Annotated in this window: 14 protein-coding genes; 5 read left to right on the forward strand and 9 right to left on the reverse strand. The window is 60.5% G+C overall.

Going from position 1 to position 19,513, the window contains the following annotated elements; genetic code table 11:
• Window positions 1–2: 2 nt before the first annotated feature.
• Complete coding sequence (locus U0034_RS01585) at window positions 3–1,463, reverse strand: efflux transporter outer membrane subunit (RefSeq protein WP_085226146.1); 1,461 nt, start codon at window positions 1,461–1,463, stop codon at window positions 3–5.
• 88 nt (window positions 1,464–1,551) lie between these two features.
• Between U0034_RS01585 and U0034_RS01590 the strand changes: the two genes are divergently transcribed.
• The 4 genes from U0034_RS01590 to U0034_RS01605 all read left to right on the forward strand — a co-directional run bounded on the left by U0034_RS01590 (window position 1,552) and on the right by U0034_RS01605 (window position 7,279).
• Entirely contained in the window at window positions 1,552–2,169 is a 618-nt protein-coding gene (locus U0034_RS01590; protein ID WP_085226484.1) for a TetR/AcrR family transcriptional regulator, read from the forward strand.
• A gap of 87 nt (window positions 2,170–2,256) precedes the next feature.
• Window positions 2,257–3,369 (forward strand): efflux RND transporter periplasmic adaptor subunit, encoded by a 1,113-nt coding sequence (locus tag U0034_RS01595; RefSeq protein ID WP_085226144.1) that lies wholly within the window; start codon window positions 2,257–2,259, stop codon window positions 3,367–3,369.
• The gene (locus U0034_RS01600; RefSeq protein WP_085226142.1) at window positions 3,366–6,434 is read left to right on the forward strand and encodes an efflux RND transporter permease subunit; all 3,069 of its coding nucleotides are present in this window, start codon (window positions 3,366–3,368) and stop codon (window positions 6,432–6,434) included. The genes U0034_RS01595 and U0034_RS01600 overlap by 4 nt, the downstream gene beginning before the upstream one ends.
• Before the next feature lie 38 nt (window positions 6,435–6,472).
• A complete protein-coding gene (locus tag U0034_RS01605) occupies window positions 6,473–7,279 on the forward strand; it encodes an oxidoreductase (RefSeq protein WP_085226140.1) in 807 nt (268 codons plus the stop codon).
• A gap of 190 nt (window positions 7,280–7,469) precedes the next feature.
• Here the strand turns inward: U0034_RS01605 and U0034_RS01610 are convergent, their stop codons facing one another.
• From U0034_RS01610 to U0034_RS01625, 4 genes are all read right to left on the reverse strand, one after another.
• On the reverse strand, window positions 7,470–8,333 hold the full coding sequence (locus tag U0034_RS01610) for a class I SAM-dependent methyltransferase (protein WP_085226138.1): 864 nt from the start codon (window positions 8,331–8,333) through the stop codon (window positions 7,470–7,472).
• 324 nt (window positions 8,334–8,657) lie between these two features.
• Window positions 8,658–9,131 (reverse strand): methyltransferase family protein, encoded by a 474-nt coding sequence (locus U0034_RS01615; protein WP_085226482.1) that lies wholly within the window; start codon window positions 9,129–9,131, stop codon window positions 8,658–8,660.
• Between the two features lie 82 nt (window positions 9,132–9,213).
• Window positions 9,214–9,594, reverse strand: coding sequence for an antibiotic biosynthesis monooxygenase family protein (locus U0034_RS01620; protein WP_085226136.1), 381 nt, complete (start codon window positions 9,592–9,594; stop codon window positions 9,214–9,216).
• Between the two features lie 56 nt (window positions 9,595–9,650).
• Entirely contained in the window at window positions 9,651–10,544 is an 894-nt protein-coding gene (locus U0034_RS01625) for an NAD(P)/FAD-dependent oxidoreductase (protein WP_085226134.1), read from the reverse strand.
• Window positions 10,545–10,664: 120 nt separating this feature from the next.
• Here U0034_RS01625 and U0034_RS01630 point away from each other — a divergent pair, with 120 nt between their 5' ends.
• On the forward strand, window positions 10,665–11,312 hold the full coding sequence (locus tag U0034_RS01630) for a TetR/AcrR family transcriptional regulator (protein WP_085226132.1): 648 nt from the start codon (window positions 10,665–10,667) through the stop codon (window positions 11,310–11,312).
• Window positions 11,313–11,856: 544 nt separating this feature from the next.
• Here the strand turns inward: U0034_RS01630 and U0034_RS01635 are convergent.
• The 4 genes from U0034_RS01635 to guaB all read right to left on the reverse strand — a co-directional run bounded on the left by U0034_RS01635 (window position 11,857) and on the right by guaB (window position 19,369).
• The gene (locus U0034_RS01635; RefSeq protein WP_085226128.1) at window positions 11,857–14,022 is read right to left on the reverse strand and encodes a GNAT family N-acetyltransferase; all 2,166 of its coding nucleotides are present in this window, start codon (window positions 14,020–14,022) and stop codon (window positions 11,857–11,859) included.
• Window positions 14,023–14,584: 562 nt separating this feature from the next.
• Window positions 14,585–15,919, reverse strand: a complete 1,335-nt coding sequence (locus tag U0034_RS01640) for a tyrosine-type recombinase/integrase (RefSeq protein ID WP_085226126.1) — start codon at window positions 15,917–15,919, stop codon at window positions 14,585–14,587.
• Between the two features lie 210 nt (window positions 15,920–16,129).
• Window positions 16,130–17,713, reverse strand: coding sequence for a glutamine-hydrolyzing GMP synthase (gene guaA / locus U0034_RS01645; RefSeq protein WP_085226124.1), 1,584 nt, complete (start codon window positions 17,711–17,713; stop codon window positions 16,130–16,132).
• Between the two features lie 195 nt (window positions 17,714–17,908).
• On the reverse strand, window positions 17,909–19,369 hold the full coding sequence (gene guaB / locus U0034_RS01650; protein ID WP_085226121.1) for an IMP dehydrogenase: 1,461 nt from the start codon (window positions 19,367–19,369) through the stop codon (window positions 17,909–17,911).
• Between the last annotated feature and the right edge of the window lie 144 nt (window positions 19,370–19,513).

Here is a 19,513-nt window from a genome sequence, read left to right on the forward strand (position 1 = left end):
TCTTATTTGCTGGCTACAGCGGTAGGCGCATCAGGCTGCCACCCACCGCCCAGCGCTTTAAAGGCATCGACTGCGGCACGGGCGGACTCAGTCTGAGACTGCACTCGCGCGTCGGACGCACGCAGCAAGCTCTCATCCGCTTGCAAGACCTCGATCAAGCTGACGACGCCTTTCTGGTATGCCGCAAACGAAGCTGCTCGTGCTTGACCAAGCGAGTCCACTCCTTGGGAGAGCACGGCAGTTTGTTCTTCACGCTTGACCAGGGCCGAAAAGGCGTTTTCTACGTCTTCGGTTGCGTGCAGCGCTGCGAGCCGATACGCCGCCAGCATTTCGGCCTCTTGTCCCTTGGCTTGCTGAATCTGCGCATTGATGCGGCCGAAATCGAACAAGCGCCAGCGCAAGCCGAGCACGCCGGAGGCTTGACTGGCGCCGCTGGTGAACAGATTGCCGCTGGATATCGCCGTGGCGCTGCCGATCAGTCCACTCAAGGAAAGTTTGGGGTAGTACTCTGCGACAGCCACGCCGATACGCGCGTTCGACGCAGCCAAGCGGCGCTCAGCAACGATCAGATCCGGCCGCCTCCTCAGCAGGTCACCCGGCGATCCAGTGGCTGCAATTTGCGGAGCCACCGGGATGTCGGCAGTTTTAGCCAGTTCCTCCCGGTGTGTGCCGGGTGGTGTGCCGAGCATCACATCCAGAGCGTTCATGGCGGTATCCAGGCCCGCTTCAAGAACGGGGACGGATGCCCGTACCTGGGCCAGCGCGCCTTCGGCCTGCCTCACTTGAAGGTCAGGCGCCAGGCCCTTGCCGTTAAGAAGTTTGATGGTCGAGAGCAGTTCCTGCTGTGTTTGCACTTGACGCCGCGCGACATCCAGGCGGGCTTGCAACCCGCGGATGCTGATATAAATGTCGGCGGTTTGCGCGGCCACTGCCAGCCGCGTGGCGGCCTCACCGGCCTCCGAAGCCTGGTACTCGGCAAGCGCAGCTTCCCGACCACGGCGTAGCCCCCCAAACATATCCAGTTCCCAGCTCGCAGTGAGATTGGCTTCGTAGGTGCTGCCGTAACGGTCAAAGCCAGGCGCTGAGTTCAGGACTTGCCCCAACGGCGTTTCAACGGATTGGTAGGCCCTGGCTGCCTGCGCGCCGACATTGCCAGATGGCAACAGTGCAGCATTCGCCGCGCCGAGACCTGCACGCGCCTGCGTGACTCGGGCGGATGCCTGTGCGAGATCGAGGTTCTGGTCGAGGGCAATCGTTACGTACCGCGTCAGTTGCGGATCGCCGAAACCTGTCCACCAAGTGGCGAGGTCGGCATTTGTGGCCGCATGTCGAAGATCCATTGCAGCCTGACCATGAAATTGCGCAGGCATGCGTGCATCGGGCCGAACATAGTCTGGGCCGACAGCGCAGCCAGCCAGAAGGCCGGCGACAGTAAGCGCGGCAAGGGTGAGTTTGGGCGACATGGACTTCTTCCACAAAAAGCAGAGTGTGACCATAATACCAAACAGTCACCCGTTGTCCAACATTTGTGGTTGGCGTAAGCTGGAGTCCATGAAGAAATCAAGCGCTTATCCCGTTTCGGCCCGAGGCCCGGCCGACCACGAGGTGCGGAACCAGATCGTCACGGCCGCCACGGAACACTTCAGCCGCTACGGCTACGAGAAGACGACCGTATCTGATCTCGCCAAGGCCATTGGCTTTTCCAAGGCGTACATCTACAAGTTCTTCGAGTCCAAGCAGGCCATTGGCGAAATGATCTGCGCGAATTGCCTGTGCCAGATCGAAACCGAGGTGAGGGAAGCCGTGGCCGAGACCGATCTTCCGCCGGAGAAATTGCGGCGGATGTTCAAGACTGCCACCGAGGCGACCCTGAAGCTGGCCTTCCAGGATCGCAAGCTCTACGAGATTTCAGCCTCCGCCGTCGCAGAGAACTGGCAGGCAGTGATTGCCTATGAAGAGCGCACCCAGAAGCTGCTGCAGGACATCTTGCAGGAAGGTCGGCAGACCGGAGACTTCGAGCGGAAGACCCCTTTGGATGAGACTACAAAGGCGATCTATCTGGTGATGCGTCCTTACCTCAACCCGTTGCTTTTGCAACACAGCCTCGATTACGCCGAGGAGGCGCCGATGCACCTGTCCAACCTGGTTCTCCGCAGCTTGTCTCCATGACGCATGACCAAAACACAAAGTGACTATTGACTGAAATCGTCACTAGTACCAAAATGAAAGTTCGATCACTTCGTCGATGGGACTTTCATGCTCTGGCGCCGCTTCGCTACCTCTACCTTCATCTGTGCATTGCCTTTCGCGCTGGCCGCCTGTGGTGACAAAGCGACATCTGACCCCCGCACCGAAGCACCATTGGTGCGTGCTGCCACGGTCGAAGGCGCAACCTCCGCATCGCGCTCATTTACCGGAACCGTCGCCGCACGGGTGCAGAGCGATCTAGGGTTCCGTATCGCCGGCAAGGTGCTGGAGCGGTTTGCGGATGCCGGGCAAACCGTCAAGCGCGGCCAGCCGCTCATGCGCATCGACCCCGTCGATCTGAAGCTCTCGGCCCAGGCGCAGCAAGAGACAGTTGCTGCAGCACGGGCACGAGCGCAGCAGACCGCAGAAGATGAGGCTCGCTACCGCGACCTGCGGGGCACCGGGGCGATTTCGGCCTCAACCTACGATCAGATCAAGGCGGCGGCGGACGCCGCGAAAGCCCAACTTAGCGCTGCCGAAGCCCAAGCCCTCGTTGCCCGCAATGCAAGTGGCTATGCGGAATTGGTCGCCGACAGCGATGGCGTCGTCATGGAAACGCTCGCCGAGCCTGGGCAAGTGGTCAGCGCTGGGCAGACTGTCGTGCGCCTAGCGCGTGCCGGACAGCGCGAGGCCGTGATCCAACTGCCGGAGACCCTGCGCCCGGCGATCGGCTCGACTGCGCAGGCCACGCTCTTTGGCAAAACGGGTGCTAGCACTCCGGCCAAGCTGCGCCAGCTCTCCGATGCCGCGGATCGGCTCACTCGAACTTTCGAGGCCAGGTATGTGCTCGACGGCGAGTTGGGTAACGCGCCGCTGGGCAGCACGGTCACGATCCAGATTCCGAAAGGGCCGACTTCGGCGCAGGGCGGTCTGCAAGTGCCCATCGGCTCCGTTTTCGATGCTGGCAAGGGGCCAGGTGTTTGGCTCATCAGCGGCAAGCCCGAGAGGGTGTCTTGGCGTGCCGTGACGATCGAGCATTTGGGAGACGATAGCGCTCAGATTGCAGGGCCGCTCAAGCAAGGCGACCAAATCGTCGCGCTGGGCGCCCACCTTCTTCAAGAAGGCGAACAGGTGCGCGTAGGCGCACAAACGGCCGCCACGGCGCAAGGAGCACGTCCGTGAGCGAAGGCCGATTCAACCTGTCTGCGCTCGCCGTGCGCGAGCGATCCATCACGTTGTTTCTGATTTTGCTGATTACCGGCGCCGGCATTTTTGCGTTCTTCCAACTTGGACGCGCAGAAGACCCGCCGTTCACGATCAAGCAGATGACGATCGTCACCGCTTGGCCGGGCGCCACGGCGCAGGAGATGCAGGATCAAGTTGCTGAGCCGCTGGAAAAACGCATGCAGGAGCTGCGGTGGTACGACCGGACGGAGACCTATACCCGCCCCGGTTTGGCCTTCACGATGGTTTCCCTGCTCGACAGCGCTCCGCCATCCGAAGTTCAGGAGGAGTTCTATCAGGCCCGTAAAAAGCTCGCAGATGAGGCCAAGAAGCTACCTGCGGGGGTCATCGGGCCGATGGTCAATGACGAATATGCAGATGTGACCTTCGCGCTCTTTGCCCTCAAAGCCAAAGGCGAAGCACAGCGCTTGCTCGTGCGTGACGCGGAAACGTTGCGCCAACAACTGCTGCACGTTCCCGGAGTGAAGAAAGTCAACATCATCGGGGAACAACCCGAACGCATCTTCGTGTCGTTCTCGCACGATCGCCTGGCCACGTTGGGTGTCACGCCGCAAGACATCTTTGCCGCACTCAACGATCAAAACGTGTTGACTCCGGCTGGGTCTATCGAGACCAAGGGGCCGCAAGTCTTCCTCCGCGTCGATGGCGCGTTCGACAACCTGGAGAAGATTCGCCAGACACCGATCGCCGCCAAGGGACAAACGCTGAAACTGTCGGATGTCGCCACTGTCGAGCGCGGCTATGAAGACCCGGCAACCTTCCAGGTGCGCAACAACGGCGAACCAGCGCTGCTGCTCGGCGTCGTGATGCGCGACGAATGGAATGGCCTCGACCTCGGAAAGGCGCTGGACGCGGAAGTCTCCAAGATCAATGAACGTCTCCCCCTGGGAATGTCTCTGACGAAAGTAACCGATCAGGCCGTCAACATCAGTTCGGCGGTAGACGAGTTTATGGTCAAGTTCTTCGTCGCACTGCTAGTCGTGATGGTGGTCTGCTTCCTCAGCATGGGCTGGCGGGTCGGCATCGTGGTTGCAGCGGCCGTGCCGCTAACGTTGGCGGCTGTGTTCATCATCATGGCGGCGACCGGCAAAAACTTCGACCGCATCACGCTCGGCTCACTGATTCTGGCACTGGGCCTGTTGGTGGACGACGCCATCATTGCCATCGAAATGATGGTCGTGAAGATGGAGGAAGGCTTTAGCCGGGTCGCCGCATCGGCCTATGCCTGGAGCCACACAGCGGCGCCCATGCTAGCAGGCACGTTGGTGACTGCCATCGGCTTCATGCCCAATGGATTCGCACGCTCTACAGCGGGTGAGTACACCAGCAACATGTTCTGGATCGTCGGCATTGCCCTGGTCGTCTCCTGGGTGGTAGCAGTCGCGTTCACGCCATATCTTGGCGTGAAGATGCTGCCGGACATCAAGCAGGTCGAGGGTGGGCACCAAGCCATCTACAACACGCGTAACTACAACCGCTTCCGGCGGGTACTGGGGCGCGTTATTGCCCGTAAATGGCTGGTGGCCGGCGCGGTTGTGGGGACGTTTGCACTTGCCATCCTCGGCATGGGGTTGGTCAAAAAGCAGTTCTTCCCGACTTCCGATCGGCCAGAGGTCCTTGTCGAAGTGCAGATGCCGTATGGCACCTCGATTGAGCAAACCAGTGCAGCGACGGCCAAGGTCGAAGCCTGGCTGGCGAAGCAGAACGAAGCCAAGGTCGTAACCTCCTACATCGGTCAGGGCGCTCCGCGCTTCTTCTTGGCGATGGCGCCTGAATTGCCCGATCCGTCGTTCGCCAAGATCGTGGTGCTTACGGGCGACGAGAAGGAACGAGAGGCCCTTAAATACAGGCTGCGCCAAGCGGCGGCCGACGGATTGGCACCGGAGGCGCGGGTGCGCGTCACTCAGATCGTTTTCGGCCCACCTTCGCCATTTCCTGTTGCCTATCGCGTTATGGGCCCAGACCCGGACAAGTTGCGCGCGATCGCCGCGCAGGTCGGTGACGTAATGCGCACCAGTCCAATGATGCGCACGGTCAACACGGATTGGGGCACGCGTGTCCCTACCCTGCACTTCACTCTCGATCAGAATCGGCTCCAAGCCATGGGGCTAACGTCCAGCTCAGTGGCCTCGCAGTTGCAATTCCTATTGAGCGGAGTGCCGCTTACTGAAGTGCGCGAAGATATCCGTTCAGTGCAGGTGGTCGGTCGTGCAGCAGGCGACATTCGTCTTGATCCTGCAAAGATCGCCGGTTTGACCCTGGTCGGATCGGCGGGACAACGCATACCGTTTTCGCAGGTCGGCACTGTCGATGTACGGATGGAAGATCCTATTCTTCGGCGCCGTGACCGCATGCCGACCATCACGGTTCGGGGCGATATCGCCGATGGGCTGCAACCGCCTGATGTCTCCACCGCCATCTTGAAGCAGTTGCAGCCGATCATTGCCCAGCTTCCTTCTGGCTACCGTATCGAACAGGCTGGCTCCATTGAGGAGTCTGCCAAAGCCACCACTGCGATGCTGCCGCTGTTCCCGATCATGATTGGGCTCACGCTGCTCGTCATCATTTTGCAGGTGCGTTCGATGTCTGCGATGGTCATGGTTTTCTTGACTAGCCCGCTTGGATTGATCGGCGTGGTGCCGACGCTGCTTTTGTTCCAGCAGCCGTTCGGCATCAATGCCCTGGTCGGTTTGATCGCGCTGTCCGGCATTCTGATGCGCAACACGCTGATATTGATCGGGCAGATTCACCACAACGAGCAAGAAGGCTTGAGCCCGTTCAATGCGGTTGTCGAAGCGACGGTACAGCGCGCGCGGCCCGTGATCTTGACGGCCTTGGCCGCGATCCTGGCATTCATCCCGCTGACCCACTCGGTGTTCTGGGGAACGCTTGCCTACACGCTCATCGGGGGCACGTTCGCAGGAACGATCTTGACCTTGGTATTCCTGCCGGCCATGTACTCCATCTGGTTCAGGATCAGGCCAGTTCCTGCGCAAAGCTGATCGTCCCTCTCCAACTCCTCAAGCGAAAAGTAACTGCCATGTCGAACTCTAAAGTCGTCGTCATCACTGGCGTGTCATCTGGCATCGGACGCGCCACTGCAATCAAATTTGCCAAGCAGGGATGCCAGGTATTCGGCACCGTGCGTAACCTGGAAAAGGCACAGGCAATATCGGGCGTCGAATTGGTCGAAATGGATGTTCGCGACGAAGCCTCGGTGCAACGGGCGGTCGAGACCATCACCGCCCACGCCCGACGCATCGACGTGCTGGTCAACAACGCCGGGATCACCCTCCTCGGCGCAACGGAAGAAACCTCAGTCGTCGAAGCTCAGGCGCTGTTCGACACCAACCTTTTCGGAATCCTGCGCACCATCAAGGCGGTGCTGCCGCGCATGCGCGAGCAGCACACCGGCCGCATCGTCAACATCAGTTCGGTACTAGGCTTCCTCCCGGCGCCGTACATGGCGCTGTATGCAGCATCCAAGCATGCCGTCGAAGGGCTATCCGAGAGCCTGGATCACGAGGTTCGCCAATTCGGGGTTCGCGTCTCACTGGTTGAACCGTCTTTCACCAAAACCAACCTGGATCTCAATGCCCCGAAGGCCGTTTGCAGGATCCCGGACTACAGCAAAGAGCTCGACATCGTCTCCAAGGCCATTGAGAAGAACGTCCAGCATGCACACGAGCCCAATGGCGTAGCCGACACGATTGTGGATGCCGCTTTGGGTCCCTGGAGGATGCGCCGGACGCCCAAAGGCGAGGCATCTCTTCTGGCCAAACTCCGCCGTTTCATGCCCGCCGGCCCGGTCGAGAAGGGCCTCAGAAAAACATTTGGGCTGGCCTGAGCCAATCCCTGCCATCAAGTAGGCATGTGCACCAACATTTTCGAGCGTCGCGCAAACTTGGGGGGACGTTGCCCTGCCCTCAAAGCCTCTAGCTCGCTAATGGCGGCCTCCAAAGCAGAAGAGACGTCAATCTGAGCGGCCAAAGACGCCCGCCTCCACCGAGCGCGGGCGTCTCCCTTGTTAATCCCTGTCAGCCTGCCGGATTGCGTGCCATGACGATCCACGCCGCGCCGTCGATCATCACCGACCGTTCGCCGGGCAGACCCACGAAGGCGGCACGAACTGCGGCTGCGGCGCTGGTGCGGATGTCGTCGGACTGATCAGCGAGCGCACGCGACAGCGGGCCAACCTCAAGCGTCATCTTCACGGCGTCGTCGAGCGCAGCATCCCGCGTCTCACCCTCGCCGAACGAAACCGAAGCATCGAAGGGCGCGATAGCGACATCGGTGAAGCCGGCTGCCGTCAGGATGCGTGCCACGCGCGCCCGGTCGCCGAACGAAAATGGGCCGGGCGCTTCGGGGTCGGGCGGCGCGCTCGGCGGAAGAATGCCCTTGAGCGCGCCCATCGGCAGGCGCACCCAATCGTTCTCGGCCGCGCCGCGCCAGCAGACGAAAGCAACCCGCCCGCCCGCCCGGAGCGCGCGTCGCATATGGGCGAACGCCCCTGTCGGGTCGTCAAAGAACATGACCCCGAAACGCGAGAACAGGATATCGAATGCGCCCTCTGGCAGCTCGGCGCTGCTCGCATCGGCCGCCTGGAACAGGACCGGCAGATCCTGTGGCGCAAGGGCGCGCGCTCGGCCGATCAGCGGTTCGGATATGTCCACGCCCATCACTTGCCCCCTCGTGCCGACACGGGCGGCCAGAGCCAGAGTCGACGCGCCGGCGCCGCAGCCGATGTCCAGCACGCGCTCACCCGTCACGGGTGCGACGGCTTCGATTGCGGCCTCGCCGAACACCGCCGCCATGGTGTCGAGCCGGGCCTGGTTGACGACCCAGCGCTCCCCGCTTTGGCCGTTCCAGTCGCCGATCTGATCGGCATTTTTCTCTGCCATGACATATCCTCGTTCTGATGGTTCTTAACTAAGCTGCCGGCGACCGTCCGTAGCCGAGCATGTCAGGTGCCAACACCCTGGCGCCACGCGCCTCCAGACCTGCGCGGAGCGCGCCCCAAGAGTGGGGTCGCTGGCGGAGCCATGGAGGGGCACAATGGGAAGGTCGTTGTTCATCGCAGATCCTGATTTCGGAGTGGCACCGGATGTCTGCGTGTCAGGCGGCCAGCCGATTTTCCGTGACACCGGCTCGCAACCTTCACCCCCACGGCAAGGAAGCCGGTGCTGGTTTATCAGAAGGCCCCGCAGGCACCAGCGACAGAATAGTCAGAGCCAGCGGCGAACTTCGGCCTTGTAACGGCGGTAGTCGTCGCCGAACTTCGTTTCGAGATAGCGCTCCTCGCGGGCGATCACCTGCGTCTGGATCGCGATCAACACGAACGGGAGCAAGGCAAAGGCGATCGGCCCGTCGAAGCCGATCGCAAGGCCGGCATAGATAAGCGCCATGCCGAGATACATGGGATTGCGGGTCCACCGATAAGGACCGGCCGTTGCGATGAGGATTGTTGGCTGCGACGGCGGAACGTTGGTGCCCAGCCGTCGGAACAGCCCCGCCGCCGCAAGCATCATCGCCGCGCCGGCGACGAACAGCAGCGCGCCCGTCGCGACCAGCAACCGCCAGTCGATGCCGAACGAGCACAGGATGACGAACCGCTCCGCCGCCAGCCCCAACAGCAGCGCTCCCAGATAGACGAAGGGCGGAGGGAAGCGCACACCCGCGCTGTCCGGTTCGACGGCCATGCTCATCTCCAATCTATGCTCTCAAACCAGCATCGACTGCTGGCGAAGATTCCCGCCGTCGTGCCTTGCCATATTTCCGGAGTCAGGCCGTGCAGAAGCCGGGGACGGCGACCTTTTGGAACAGGTGCGGTCTGGCTTCGACCGATGACGGATATGCTGGAAGTTTCGCGAGGAACGCGGGATCAGTGAAGGCGGCGCGGACCGCCTCGGTGGATTCCCACACCACATAGTTCAGGTACGTCGGGCTATCGCCGATCGCTCGATGCAGTTGCATGGAAATGAAGCCCGGCTGCTTCGTTATGACCTCGGCAGCCGCCTTGAAAGCGTCCAGGAAACCCTCTTCGTCGGCGGGATCGACGACCGTGAAGAGATTGATGAGCACGAGAGGCGCGGCCGCGATACCGAGTTGGCGGTCAAACGGAAATTTCTCGTCGAGAGGTATGAATGGTTTTGCCGCGGTCATGGTGGCGCTCCTATCTATCGTGAAATTGAAAATGGCGTGATCGATGCTGCTTGCACTCAAGTGAGCATCGACTGCTGAGCGAAGATACCCGCCATCGCGCCTTGCCATGTAGCCGTGGTGACCGAGGGGATGCCGGGGTTGGCAAGGTCACCGGCGGCGTAGATGCCTGGCATGCTGGTTTCGCGGCGCTCGTCGGTCTTGAGGGCGATGCCGGTCGGTGTATTGACCGTGGCAAGGCCCAGTGCGTCATGAAGGCTTGCGGACGGCTTATTGCGCGGATGGGCGAACAGGATGTCGACTGCGACATCGGGGCCGGTATCGATCTTGATGATGGCACCATGGCTCCCCTGACGTGCGATTTCGGTGATCCGGCCATCAACGAGAGGTACCTGGCGGCCCGCCAGATCGGCCCGTATGTCGGGGGTGATGTCGTGACCATTGCCGAAGACAGTCAACCTGTCGGTCCAATCGTGAAACAGCCTGACCTGATTCATCGACTGCGGGCCAGACCAGACGAGACCCCAATGCTGGTCAGCAACTTCGAAGCCGTCGCAATAGGGGCATGGGATGACGGATGTGCCCCAGTTCTCGGCAAAACCCGGAACATCAGGCATTTGGTCAACAACGCCATAGCTCAGGATCAGGCGGCGCGCGCTAAGGGTTTCACCATCGCCAGTGAGGACGGAGAAATTGTCGATGGCACCGGAGATGCTGTCGGCGCGGGCATTGACCATCCTGATAGCAGGGTAGCGCGCGAGTTGCTGCCGCGCCGCGGCCAGGATGTCAGACGGTGGCTTGTCATCATGGCCGAGCACGCCGTGCGAGCGGCCAGCGAAGCGGTTGCGCTGAAGGCCGGTGTCGAGAACGATGACTTTGCGGCGGGCACGGCCAAGCTGCAGAGCGGCGGCGAGGCCGGCAAAGCTGCCTCCGATGATGATGACGTCATTCATAGTAATGGGCTCCGTGTTGTGGATGGAGGGAGATGGGCTAGCCCTAGCGCACTTGCATATTTATAAAACTGTCTGGTATCCTAATTAAAGAATTAGGATACTGTCAAGGACTATATTTTCGTGACCAAAAAGAACAGCCAGACCCGGCGGGGCCGGCCCGTCAACGAGGCGCTTGGCCAGACAATCGTCGACGCTGCGTCCGAACTCTTTGTGGAATTGGGTTTTCAAGCGACGACATTGGACAAGGTCGCCCAGCGAGCGAAGATATCCAAGCTCAGCATCTACAGGCACTTCGAGAACAAGGAGGCGCTGTTCGGCGCGGCCATGGCGGCCGGCTGCCAACAGTTGTTTGCACCACAGGCCCTTCTTGAAGGCGTCGACGGTTCGGTCGAAGATCAGCTCATGGCTGTGGGATCATCACTGCTTCGTACGCTGTTGAGATCAGACGTCCGCAGCCTCGAAGCCATGGTCATGGCCGACAAGACGAGTCAGAAGTCGTTAAGCAAGCTCCATTACGAAGCCGGCCCCGCCCATGTCATCGCCCAAATCGAGGCCCTGTTGCGTCAGTTGCACGCGAAGGCGCTTCTGAACGTGCCCGATCCTCTCCGGTCCGCCCGCTTGTTTGCCGCGCTTTTCAAAGGCTCCGATCTTCTGATGATCGCGCGCTTCGATGAGGCCAAAGCAGAAGACGACAACGAAATCGAATCCTATTGCCGGTCGGCCGTCGCCATGTTCATCGCCGCGCACAGTGGCACCTCACCACATTAGCCGTGTGCGTCCAAAAACTTACGTTGGTGCCTATGTGGCGAGATTGTCCCTTCTGCACGTTCATCACCGTGGCCGTTGCCGCACACGTCAATTCACGGTCGTGCCCATCAGACCCTGCTCCGGACAACAAGCAGCTTCCGAAGGGCAGACGCTGAGTCCAACCAGCAATAGAACTGCGGCGGATGAAACTTAGGGAGTACTTTTCTCAGGTCTACGAGTGAAACCGGTCGTTCGATCGATTTCGGGTCTCGCACTCCCATCGCAAAGGCTTCTGTAACTCCATTGAAGTAGCTCATGAACTCTGAGCGAACCAAGCCTGATATGTCGCCACAATGCTTCCAGAGCGCGGCCGGCCCATCGGTCATGCACTGCCCCACAACAGCACAACCAACCACAGCCGCCACGGGACTTTTAACATATAGCCAAACGATGTCCCCTTCGCTGACATGCATCCGCCGACGTCTCAGTTCAACGCGTTTTTTCCCAGCAAGAATGTTTTCTGCGTGACGGCTTTCGAGCGATATGAGCAGATGCCCCCTTCCCCTCATTGCGTTCCTCTGCTCAAAATATTGAGCAACTGCTCCGATGTGAGTCGACGGCTCGTTTGTAGCTGATGGGCATCTCCACACCCTAGTTCTCTCAGATATGTAAGCGGAACGGGATGAGGCAGTCGCTGTAGATTGTCGAACGCAGTCACTGTCTTGACCTTTGCCCTTCCTATGCTCTCCAATCGATCTTTGTCCAAGACGGAAGGTATCAAGTCAGCTGCGGCGAGTGCCTCCTCGCTACGCCGATAGGAGCGAAGCACTCTCGCTATTGCAATCACCGCACCCGCGCCGTGGGCCTTGCCTGATTCGTAAAACAAAACCAGGTCACCACGCGTAAACACCCTCAGCGTTGCGGGCCCGCTGAGATAGTGGCGCTGGCTCAGCAACTGAGCCCTCGCCTGCGGTAACAGTGATGCCTGCGGAGACTGCATGAGCAGGTGTTCAGAAAATTTACGCTGCAGCGGGACCAGCACGGCGCCGCGTCCGGGCAGACATAGTAAAGCAGGTGCCAGATGCGTTTCAAGCGTGAAAAGTGAAATGTATGCCCGCTCACCGTCCGGCCTTGCAATGGGGATCTGCTGGTCCACGTGGCGGAACGCTGGGGCGTCGACCGGCAAGCCAATGCCACTCGCCGCCGATAACGACTGGGAGGTTGACGACCAGTTCGTTGCGGTGACGAGCCGCGTCACGACAACCTTCTGCAGTTCGTTTCCGCCTGCAGATGACCGCGTAAAACCGAGGGAAGCCGCAACCTCTCGAACCAAAGCCTGGCGTCGTGGGCAAAACAGTCGTATCCGCGCGAATTCCGACCTCGACGCCAGTCCCGTCAAGTGGTTGAGCATCAGCCTGCATGCGTCCTTCGCAGCAACTTTTGTTTCCAGAACAGCGACATGGGCATTGATGGGTCCGTCGTTGATAACTTGCGACCATGTGACATAGCCGACAAGACCCTGCTCATCTCTGACAAGTAAGCGCAGGCTCGTGCTACCGTCGCCTCCGACCGCTGCCCAATGCGTCGTTTGGTCTGCCGTTCCAACTTCAAGTCCAGTCAGCAGTTCCCTTATATCCGGCTCATCGTGCTTCGTGACCAAGCCAAGGGTCAAGACATGCTCTTCCGTTGATGTCCCAAAAAACTCAAGCGCCTGGTGATCAGACTGGCTGGCTTCAAACGCCGCAGGTGAGACGACCTCGATTCCATAGCGACGCCGGAGTTCTCGCGCGCAGCCAAGCACGCGAGCATCGCTTGTTACCAGTCCAGGTAGGCGATGATGGATCGCTGTGGCCAGGTGCCTGATATCTGAGACATCGTTGGCACTCAGGCTGCCGTCACGATCGCGTTCGGGGAAGACCAACTTGGCCAGTTCGGGGGAGAGCCGGTGCCAGTCTTCATCCGTAGCCATGGGAAAGCTGGGCAATGCTCTCGCCAACGCTTGCATCGGGTCGGTCTTGCCCTTGTCAGCCGTCCTCTTCAACTCGACTTCGATTTCTTCGCTAATTGCCAGTGAGCATGTCTGGCTTCGCTCCGCTCGAAATACCGCGATAGCCTGTTCGTGACGGGCCCGGCGGGGGCCGAGGTCGAATAGAACATTCAAGTCCAGGAGATACAATGGCTTTTCATGGTCACGCTGGAAGTCAAGCCCCAGCGGGTCCGCGGCGGTGATTCCGCTGGACTGAAACAGCTGGGGTGTTGCTAGTTCGTGAGCCCGCACCACGATGGTTCGCTGCCGGCGCGCACCACCTTGAGCAAGCTGTTGTGTATAGAATCCCTGCTGCTCCCAGAAACGGTTTGCAGTCTCAAGATCCTCGGCAACGCGCGCATTGATGGAGATGAATTGGAGCGTGGTAAGTTGGTCCTTCAAGGCATCGACCAACAATTTGCCCAACTTGAGCCTACGAAACGGCTCTGCGACAAAGATCTGGCGAACTTTCGCTTTGGGAAAGCGGACATCGAAAAGCAGATGACCACCGTAGACCTCCGCGTTGCTGTCTCTGACTAGCGCAACAAAGATCAAGTCCTTTCGCGCATAGTCCTCGAAAACGCGTGCAGCGAAGAATCCGAGCGCGTCCTTGGCGCTGTCAGCTGCGTTTACCACGTCTTGAAGATACGGACGGACGTCCTCAAAGGTGTTCAATATCCTGGTAGCCACCTTGGCGATCCTCATTGTTCTTTTCCCCGCTTCTTCTGATCGTTATCCCAACTACATTCGTACTTTCAACATTGCCGCCTCACTGTCACCTCAGTGATTTTCGCCACAATATCGAAAGCTTGCCATCTGACTTTCGCGGAATAGCAGTTTGCCGCCGTACAGTGTAAAACTGTTGGGCATCAGCGAATAGCCTCGCCGCTTATTGTCGCCACCAACGCTGCGCGGCAACGGGGTCGCGTCATCGGAGCGGCCACTGGACCGAGCACAGCCGACGTATTCATACTGTCGGGTAGCGAGGCGAAGGACGTCTTGACCGACGGGAACTGCGGGACTGCACACGGACTTTGTGTAGCGGAGGATGATGCCCGGGCACGCGTTGCCGAGCGGCTCTCAGGTGGGCCGCTCCCCGTACCAGCCGAGGAAACGGTCTTTCGCACGGGTGGCCGCGTTGTATTGCAGTCGACGTTTTTGATCGACGCTACCCCAACCGTCGCCGGCCAAAGCACAATGACGTTGTCCAACTTGCTGTTCTTGGCACCATAAACTTTCATCCCCTTCGGGTCGCCTTCGCCGCCACTTAGTGCTCGACGTCGACAGGCAAACTCTCGCTCGATCGCAAGCGCGGACCAACTTCGACAGGTCTTCGTTGAGTCGTGGTATCCGTCTCAGGATCCGTTTCGATCCACCCCTCAAGCATATCGGCCCATGCCTGCAGCATTGACCGCCTCTGCTCGGCATATTCAGCCTTGTTGTAGACGGCGCGTACCCCGCGCTGCTCGTGGGCCAGGCACTTTTCTATCCAGTCGCTGTTGAACCCCGCTTCATGCAATTGCGTACTGGCGGTTCGACGCAGGTCATGCACCGAGAAAGATTCGAAGTCCTCCTGCCCGCTCTCGCGAACGATCTTGACGGCGGCGTCGATCACGCGATTCAGGGTGGCGGCACTGATCGGCAGCTCCGTTTCGTAACGACCGGGATGCAGGTAGGAACTTGCGCCGAAGCACGTCTTGAAAGCGACCAGGATATCCAGGGCCCGCTGGCTCAGATACACGTTGTGTGGACGCCCGGCCTTCATCCGGTCTTTCGGAATTGTCCAGAGTGCTGCATTGAAGTCGACCTCTTCCCACGTCGCGAGGATAAATTCCGACTTGCGCACCATTGTGAGCAGCAGGAATCTGACGGCCAGACGGAGCGTTGGCAAGGTAGGTGTCCTTTCCAGCGCCTTGAAGAAGACGTGAATTTCGGCGGGCGCCAGCGCCCGGTCGCGAGGCTTGAACCGTGCGATGGCCGACGGCCGGATGGCTTCTGCCGGGTTGTCTACCTTCAGCCCCCTCGCCTGCACAAAACAGTAGATTTGCAGCACGATGTCGCGCGCCTGCACGGCGGGAGCAGCGGCCCCCCGTTCCTTGATCTTTTCGCACCTGGCCATCAGGCGCGACGGCGAGATCTCTTCAAGTTTCAGGCGACCGAATTCCGTCGCGAGATTCCGGTCGTAAACAGATTTCCTCATGGCACGCGTCGACTCTGCGAGGCTGGCTTCAGCGAAGTATTTCTCGGCCCACTTGCCAAATGTCAGAGCCTCAGCCGCTTCAACACGCTTCTCGACCTTGGACCTTGACGGACTGACGCCCTGTTCGACTTCCCGGCGAGCCCGTTCGAGAAGGAGTCTCGCTTCTGCAAGGCTGAGCGACATGCCGAAGCTCAGATCCTGCATCTCCCGTACTCCCCTTGCGGGGAGCCTGGGATCATAGCGGCCAATGACCAGCGTCTCGCGCCGGCCGTTGAGGCGATAGTCAAAGCGGAAGCTGATCACGCCGGACAGCGTGACCGCGACGTACAGGCCGCGCTGGTCGGCCACCTTGTAGATCCTGCCGGCGGGCTTGAGTGCCCGCAATTCGAGATCGGTAAGCATGCGATGCTCCGTGAACTGATACCGTTACCTGATACCGTCACGCCTCGTGACGGTATCGCGTTGGATCGTCCGCAGAGCAAAATGCTATACCGTCGGTAGTGCCCAGCTGTTATCGGTCCCCATTAGACCACGTTAGGCAATAAACCCTTGATTCTGTGGGGAAAAGCGGGAGGATTTCGATGTCTGCAGACTGCCGCAGAGCAGTCTGAATTACTCCCACTCGATCGTCGCCGGCGGCTTCCCAGAAATGTCATATACCACGCGATTGATCCCTCGCACCTCATTGATGATGCGATTGGACACACGCCCGAGCAGTTCATGCGGCAGATGCGCCCAATGCGCGGTCATGAAGTCGAGCGTCTGCACGGCCCGCAGCGCGACAACATACTCATACGTCCGCCCATCTCCCATCACGCCCACGCTCTTGACCGGCAGGAACACGGCAAAGGCCTGGCTGGTGAGGTCGTACCACGACTTGCCGCTGGCCTCATCGATGGTATTGCGCAGCGTCTCGATGAAAATCGCATCGGCACGGCGCAGCAAATCGGCGAAGTCGCGACGCACCTCCCCGAGGATCCGCACGCCGAGGCCCGGCCCCGGGAACGGGTGCCGATACACCATCTCGTAGGGTAGCCCGAGCTTCACGCCGAGCTCGCGCACTTCATCCTTGAACAGCTCGCGCAACGGCTCGAGCAGCTTCAGATTGAGCGTCTCGGGCAAGCCGCCGACGTTATGGTGACTCTTGATCGTATGCGCGGCCTTCTTGCCCTTGCCCGCCGATTCGATCACGTCGGGATAGATCGTGCCCTGCGCGAGCCACTTGGCATCCGAGAGCTTCCCGGCTTCCGTCTGGAACACTTCCACGAACTCGGCACCGATGATCTTGCGCTTCTGCTCGGGATCGGTCACACCGGAGAGCTTCGAAAGAAACGCTTCGCTCGCATCGACATGAATCACGCGCACGCCGAGGTGATCGGCGAACGTCGACATCACCTGCTCCGCCTCGTTCAAGCGCAGCAGCCCGTGATCGACGAACACGCACGTGAGCTGGTCGCCAATCGCGCGATGCAGGAGCGCCGCCGCCACGGACGAATCCACACCGCCCGACAGCCCCAGAATCACATGTTCGTTGCCAACCTGCGACCGAATCTTCTCGATGGCCTCGTCGATGTAGTGCCCCATTTCCCAATCGGCCTTCGCGCCGCAGATCTGCAGCACGAAACGCTCGAGCATCGCCCGCCCCTGCACCGTGTGCGTCACTTCCGGGTGCCACTGCAAGCCGTAGAAATGACGCGACTCGTCGGCCATCGCCGCGATCGGGCACGATTCCGTCGACGCCATCAGCTTGAAGCCCTCCGGCATCTCCGTGACCTTGTCGCCGTGACTCATCCACACTTTCAGCATGCCGTGCCCTTCCGGCGTGCTGAAATCCTCGATCCCTTCGAGCAGGCTCGTATGGTTGCGCGCGCGCACCTCCGCATAGCCGAATTCGCGCACGTGGCCGCCATCGACTTTGCCGCCCAACTGCTCGGCCATCGTCTGCATGCCGTAGCAGATGCCGAGCACCGGCACGCCCAGTTCGAACACGGCCTGGGGCGCGCGCGGGGTATCCGACTCAGTCACCGAATTCGGCCCGCCCGAGAGGATCACGCCCTTCGGCGCGAATTCGCGGATGAACGCGTCGTCTACGTCGTACGGATGAATCTCCGAATAGACATGCGCTTCGCGAATGCGGCGCGCGATCAGCTGGGTCACTTGCGAGCCGAAATCGAGGATCAGGATCTTGTCATGCATGGCAGGGGCACGAAACTCAAATGGTACGAATGGAAAACGAATGCGACGCACCGGCATGACCGGCGCCGCACGAAAACGTCGATAAATAAATTGCGCCGCGACGCCGGATACCGCGCACTTCCGGCACGCTGGCGCAATGGGCCGCCCCCGGCGCGCGCCGCACAGGCAACGCGCGGCGGCGGGGGCATCGGCACGTCAGTCGACGTGGTAGTTCGGCGCTTCCTTCGTGATCTGCACGTCATGCACGTGCGATTCACGCATGCCGGCCGACGTGATTTCGACGAATTGCGCCTTCTCGTGCATTTCCTCGATCGTGCTGCAACCGCAGTAGCCCATGCTTGCACGCACGCCGCCGATCAGTTGGAACAGGATTGCGTTGACCGAGCCCTTATACGCGACGCGCCCTTCGATACCTTCCGGCACGAGTTTGTCGATGTTCGCCGAGTTGTCCTGGAAGTACCGGTCGGCCGCGCCGTCCTTCATGGCGCCGACCGATCCCATGCCGCGATACGACTTGTACTGGCGACCCTGATAGAGGAACACGTCGCCGGGCGACTCTTCCGTGCCCGCGAACATGCTGCCCATCATCACCGCATCGGCCCCCGCCGCGAGCGCCTTCGACACGTCGCCCGAAAAGCGCACGCCGCCGTCCGCAATCACGGGCACGCCCGTTCCCTTCAGTGCTTCCGAAACATTGGCGATGGCTGTGATCTGCGGCACACCCACGCCCGCGACGATACGCGTCGTACAGATCGAACCAGGGCCGATACCCACCTTCACGCCGTCCGCACCGTATTCGATGAGCGCGCGCGCCGCGTCGGCCGTCGCGATGTTGCCGCCGATCACTTCCACGTGCGGGAAGCTCTTCTTCACCCAGCGCACGCGCTCGAGCACGCCCTTGCTGTGGCCATGCGCCGTATCGACGACGATGACGTCCACGCCCGCCGCCGCGAGCAGCGTCACGCGCTCCTCGTTGTCCGCGCCGACGCCGACGGCCGCACCCACGCGCAGCTTGCCGTGCTCATCCTTGCACGCTTCCGGATGCTCCGTCTGCTTCGTAATGTCCTTGACGGTCATGAGGCCGCGCAGGTCGAATGCGTCGTTCACGACCAGCACGCGCTCGAGCCGGTGGCTATGCATAAGCGCCTTCGCTTCGGCGAGCGGCGTGCCCTCCTTCACCGTCACAAGCCGCTCGCGCGGCGTCATGATGCTGCGTACGGGCTCGTCGAGCCGGGTTTCGAAGCGAAGATCGCGGTTCGTGACGATGCCGACGAGCCGGGTGCCTTCCACGACCGGAAAACCGGAGATGCCATGCTGTTGCGAAAGCGCGATCACGTCGCGCACTTTCATTTCGGGCGGCACCGTGATCGGATCGCGCACCACGCCTGACTCGAACCGCTTGACCTTCGCCACCTCACGAGCCTGCTCGACCGCAGTCAGATTCTTGTGGATGATGCCCACGCCGCCTTGCTGCGCCATGGCGATGGCAAGACGTGCTTCCGTAACCGTGTCCATCGCGGCGGACACGAGCGGCATGTTCAGGGCGATGGAGCGGGTCAGCTTGGTCTTGAGGCTGGTGTCGCGCGGCAGAACGTCGGAGAAGGCCGGGACGAGGAGCACATCATCGAACGTGAGTGCTTTCTGGATCAGACGCATGGCAAATCCTATAGGCGCAAAAGCGAATTATACGCGATACCTCCCTGCTTTTCACTGTCCGGACAGCAGGTTAGCGACTTTTCCACCCGGCGGCTCGCCCCCTTCTTTCGCTTTCCGGTTCGCCTGATGTTCGGTCGTTTTTCG

Source organism: Trinickia caryophylli (genome assembly GCF_034424545.1).
Lineage (GTDB): Bacteria > Pseudomonadota > Gammaproteobacteria > Burkholderiales > Burkholderiaceae > Trinickia > Trinickia caryophylli.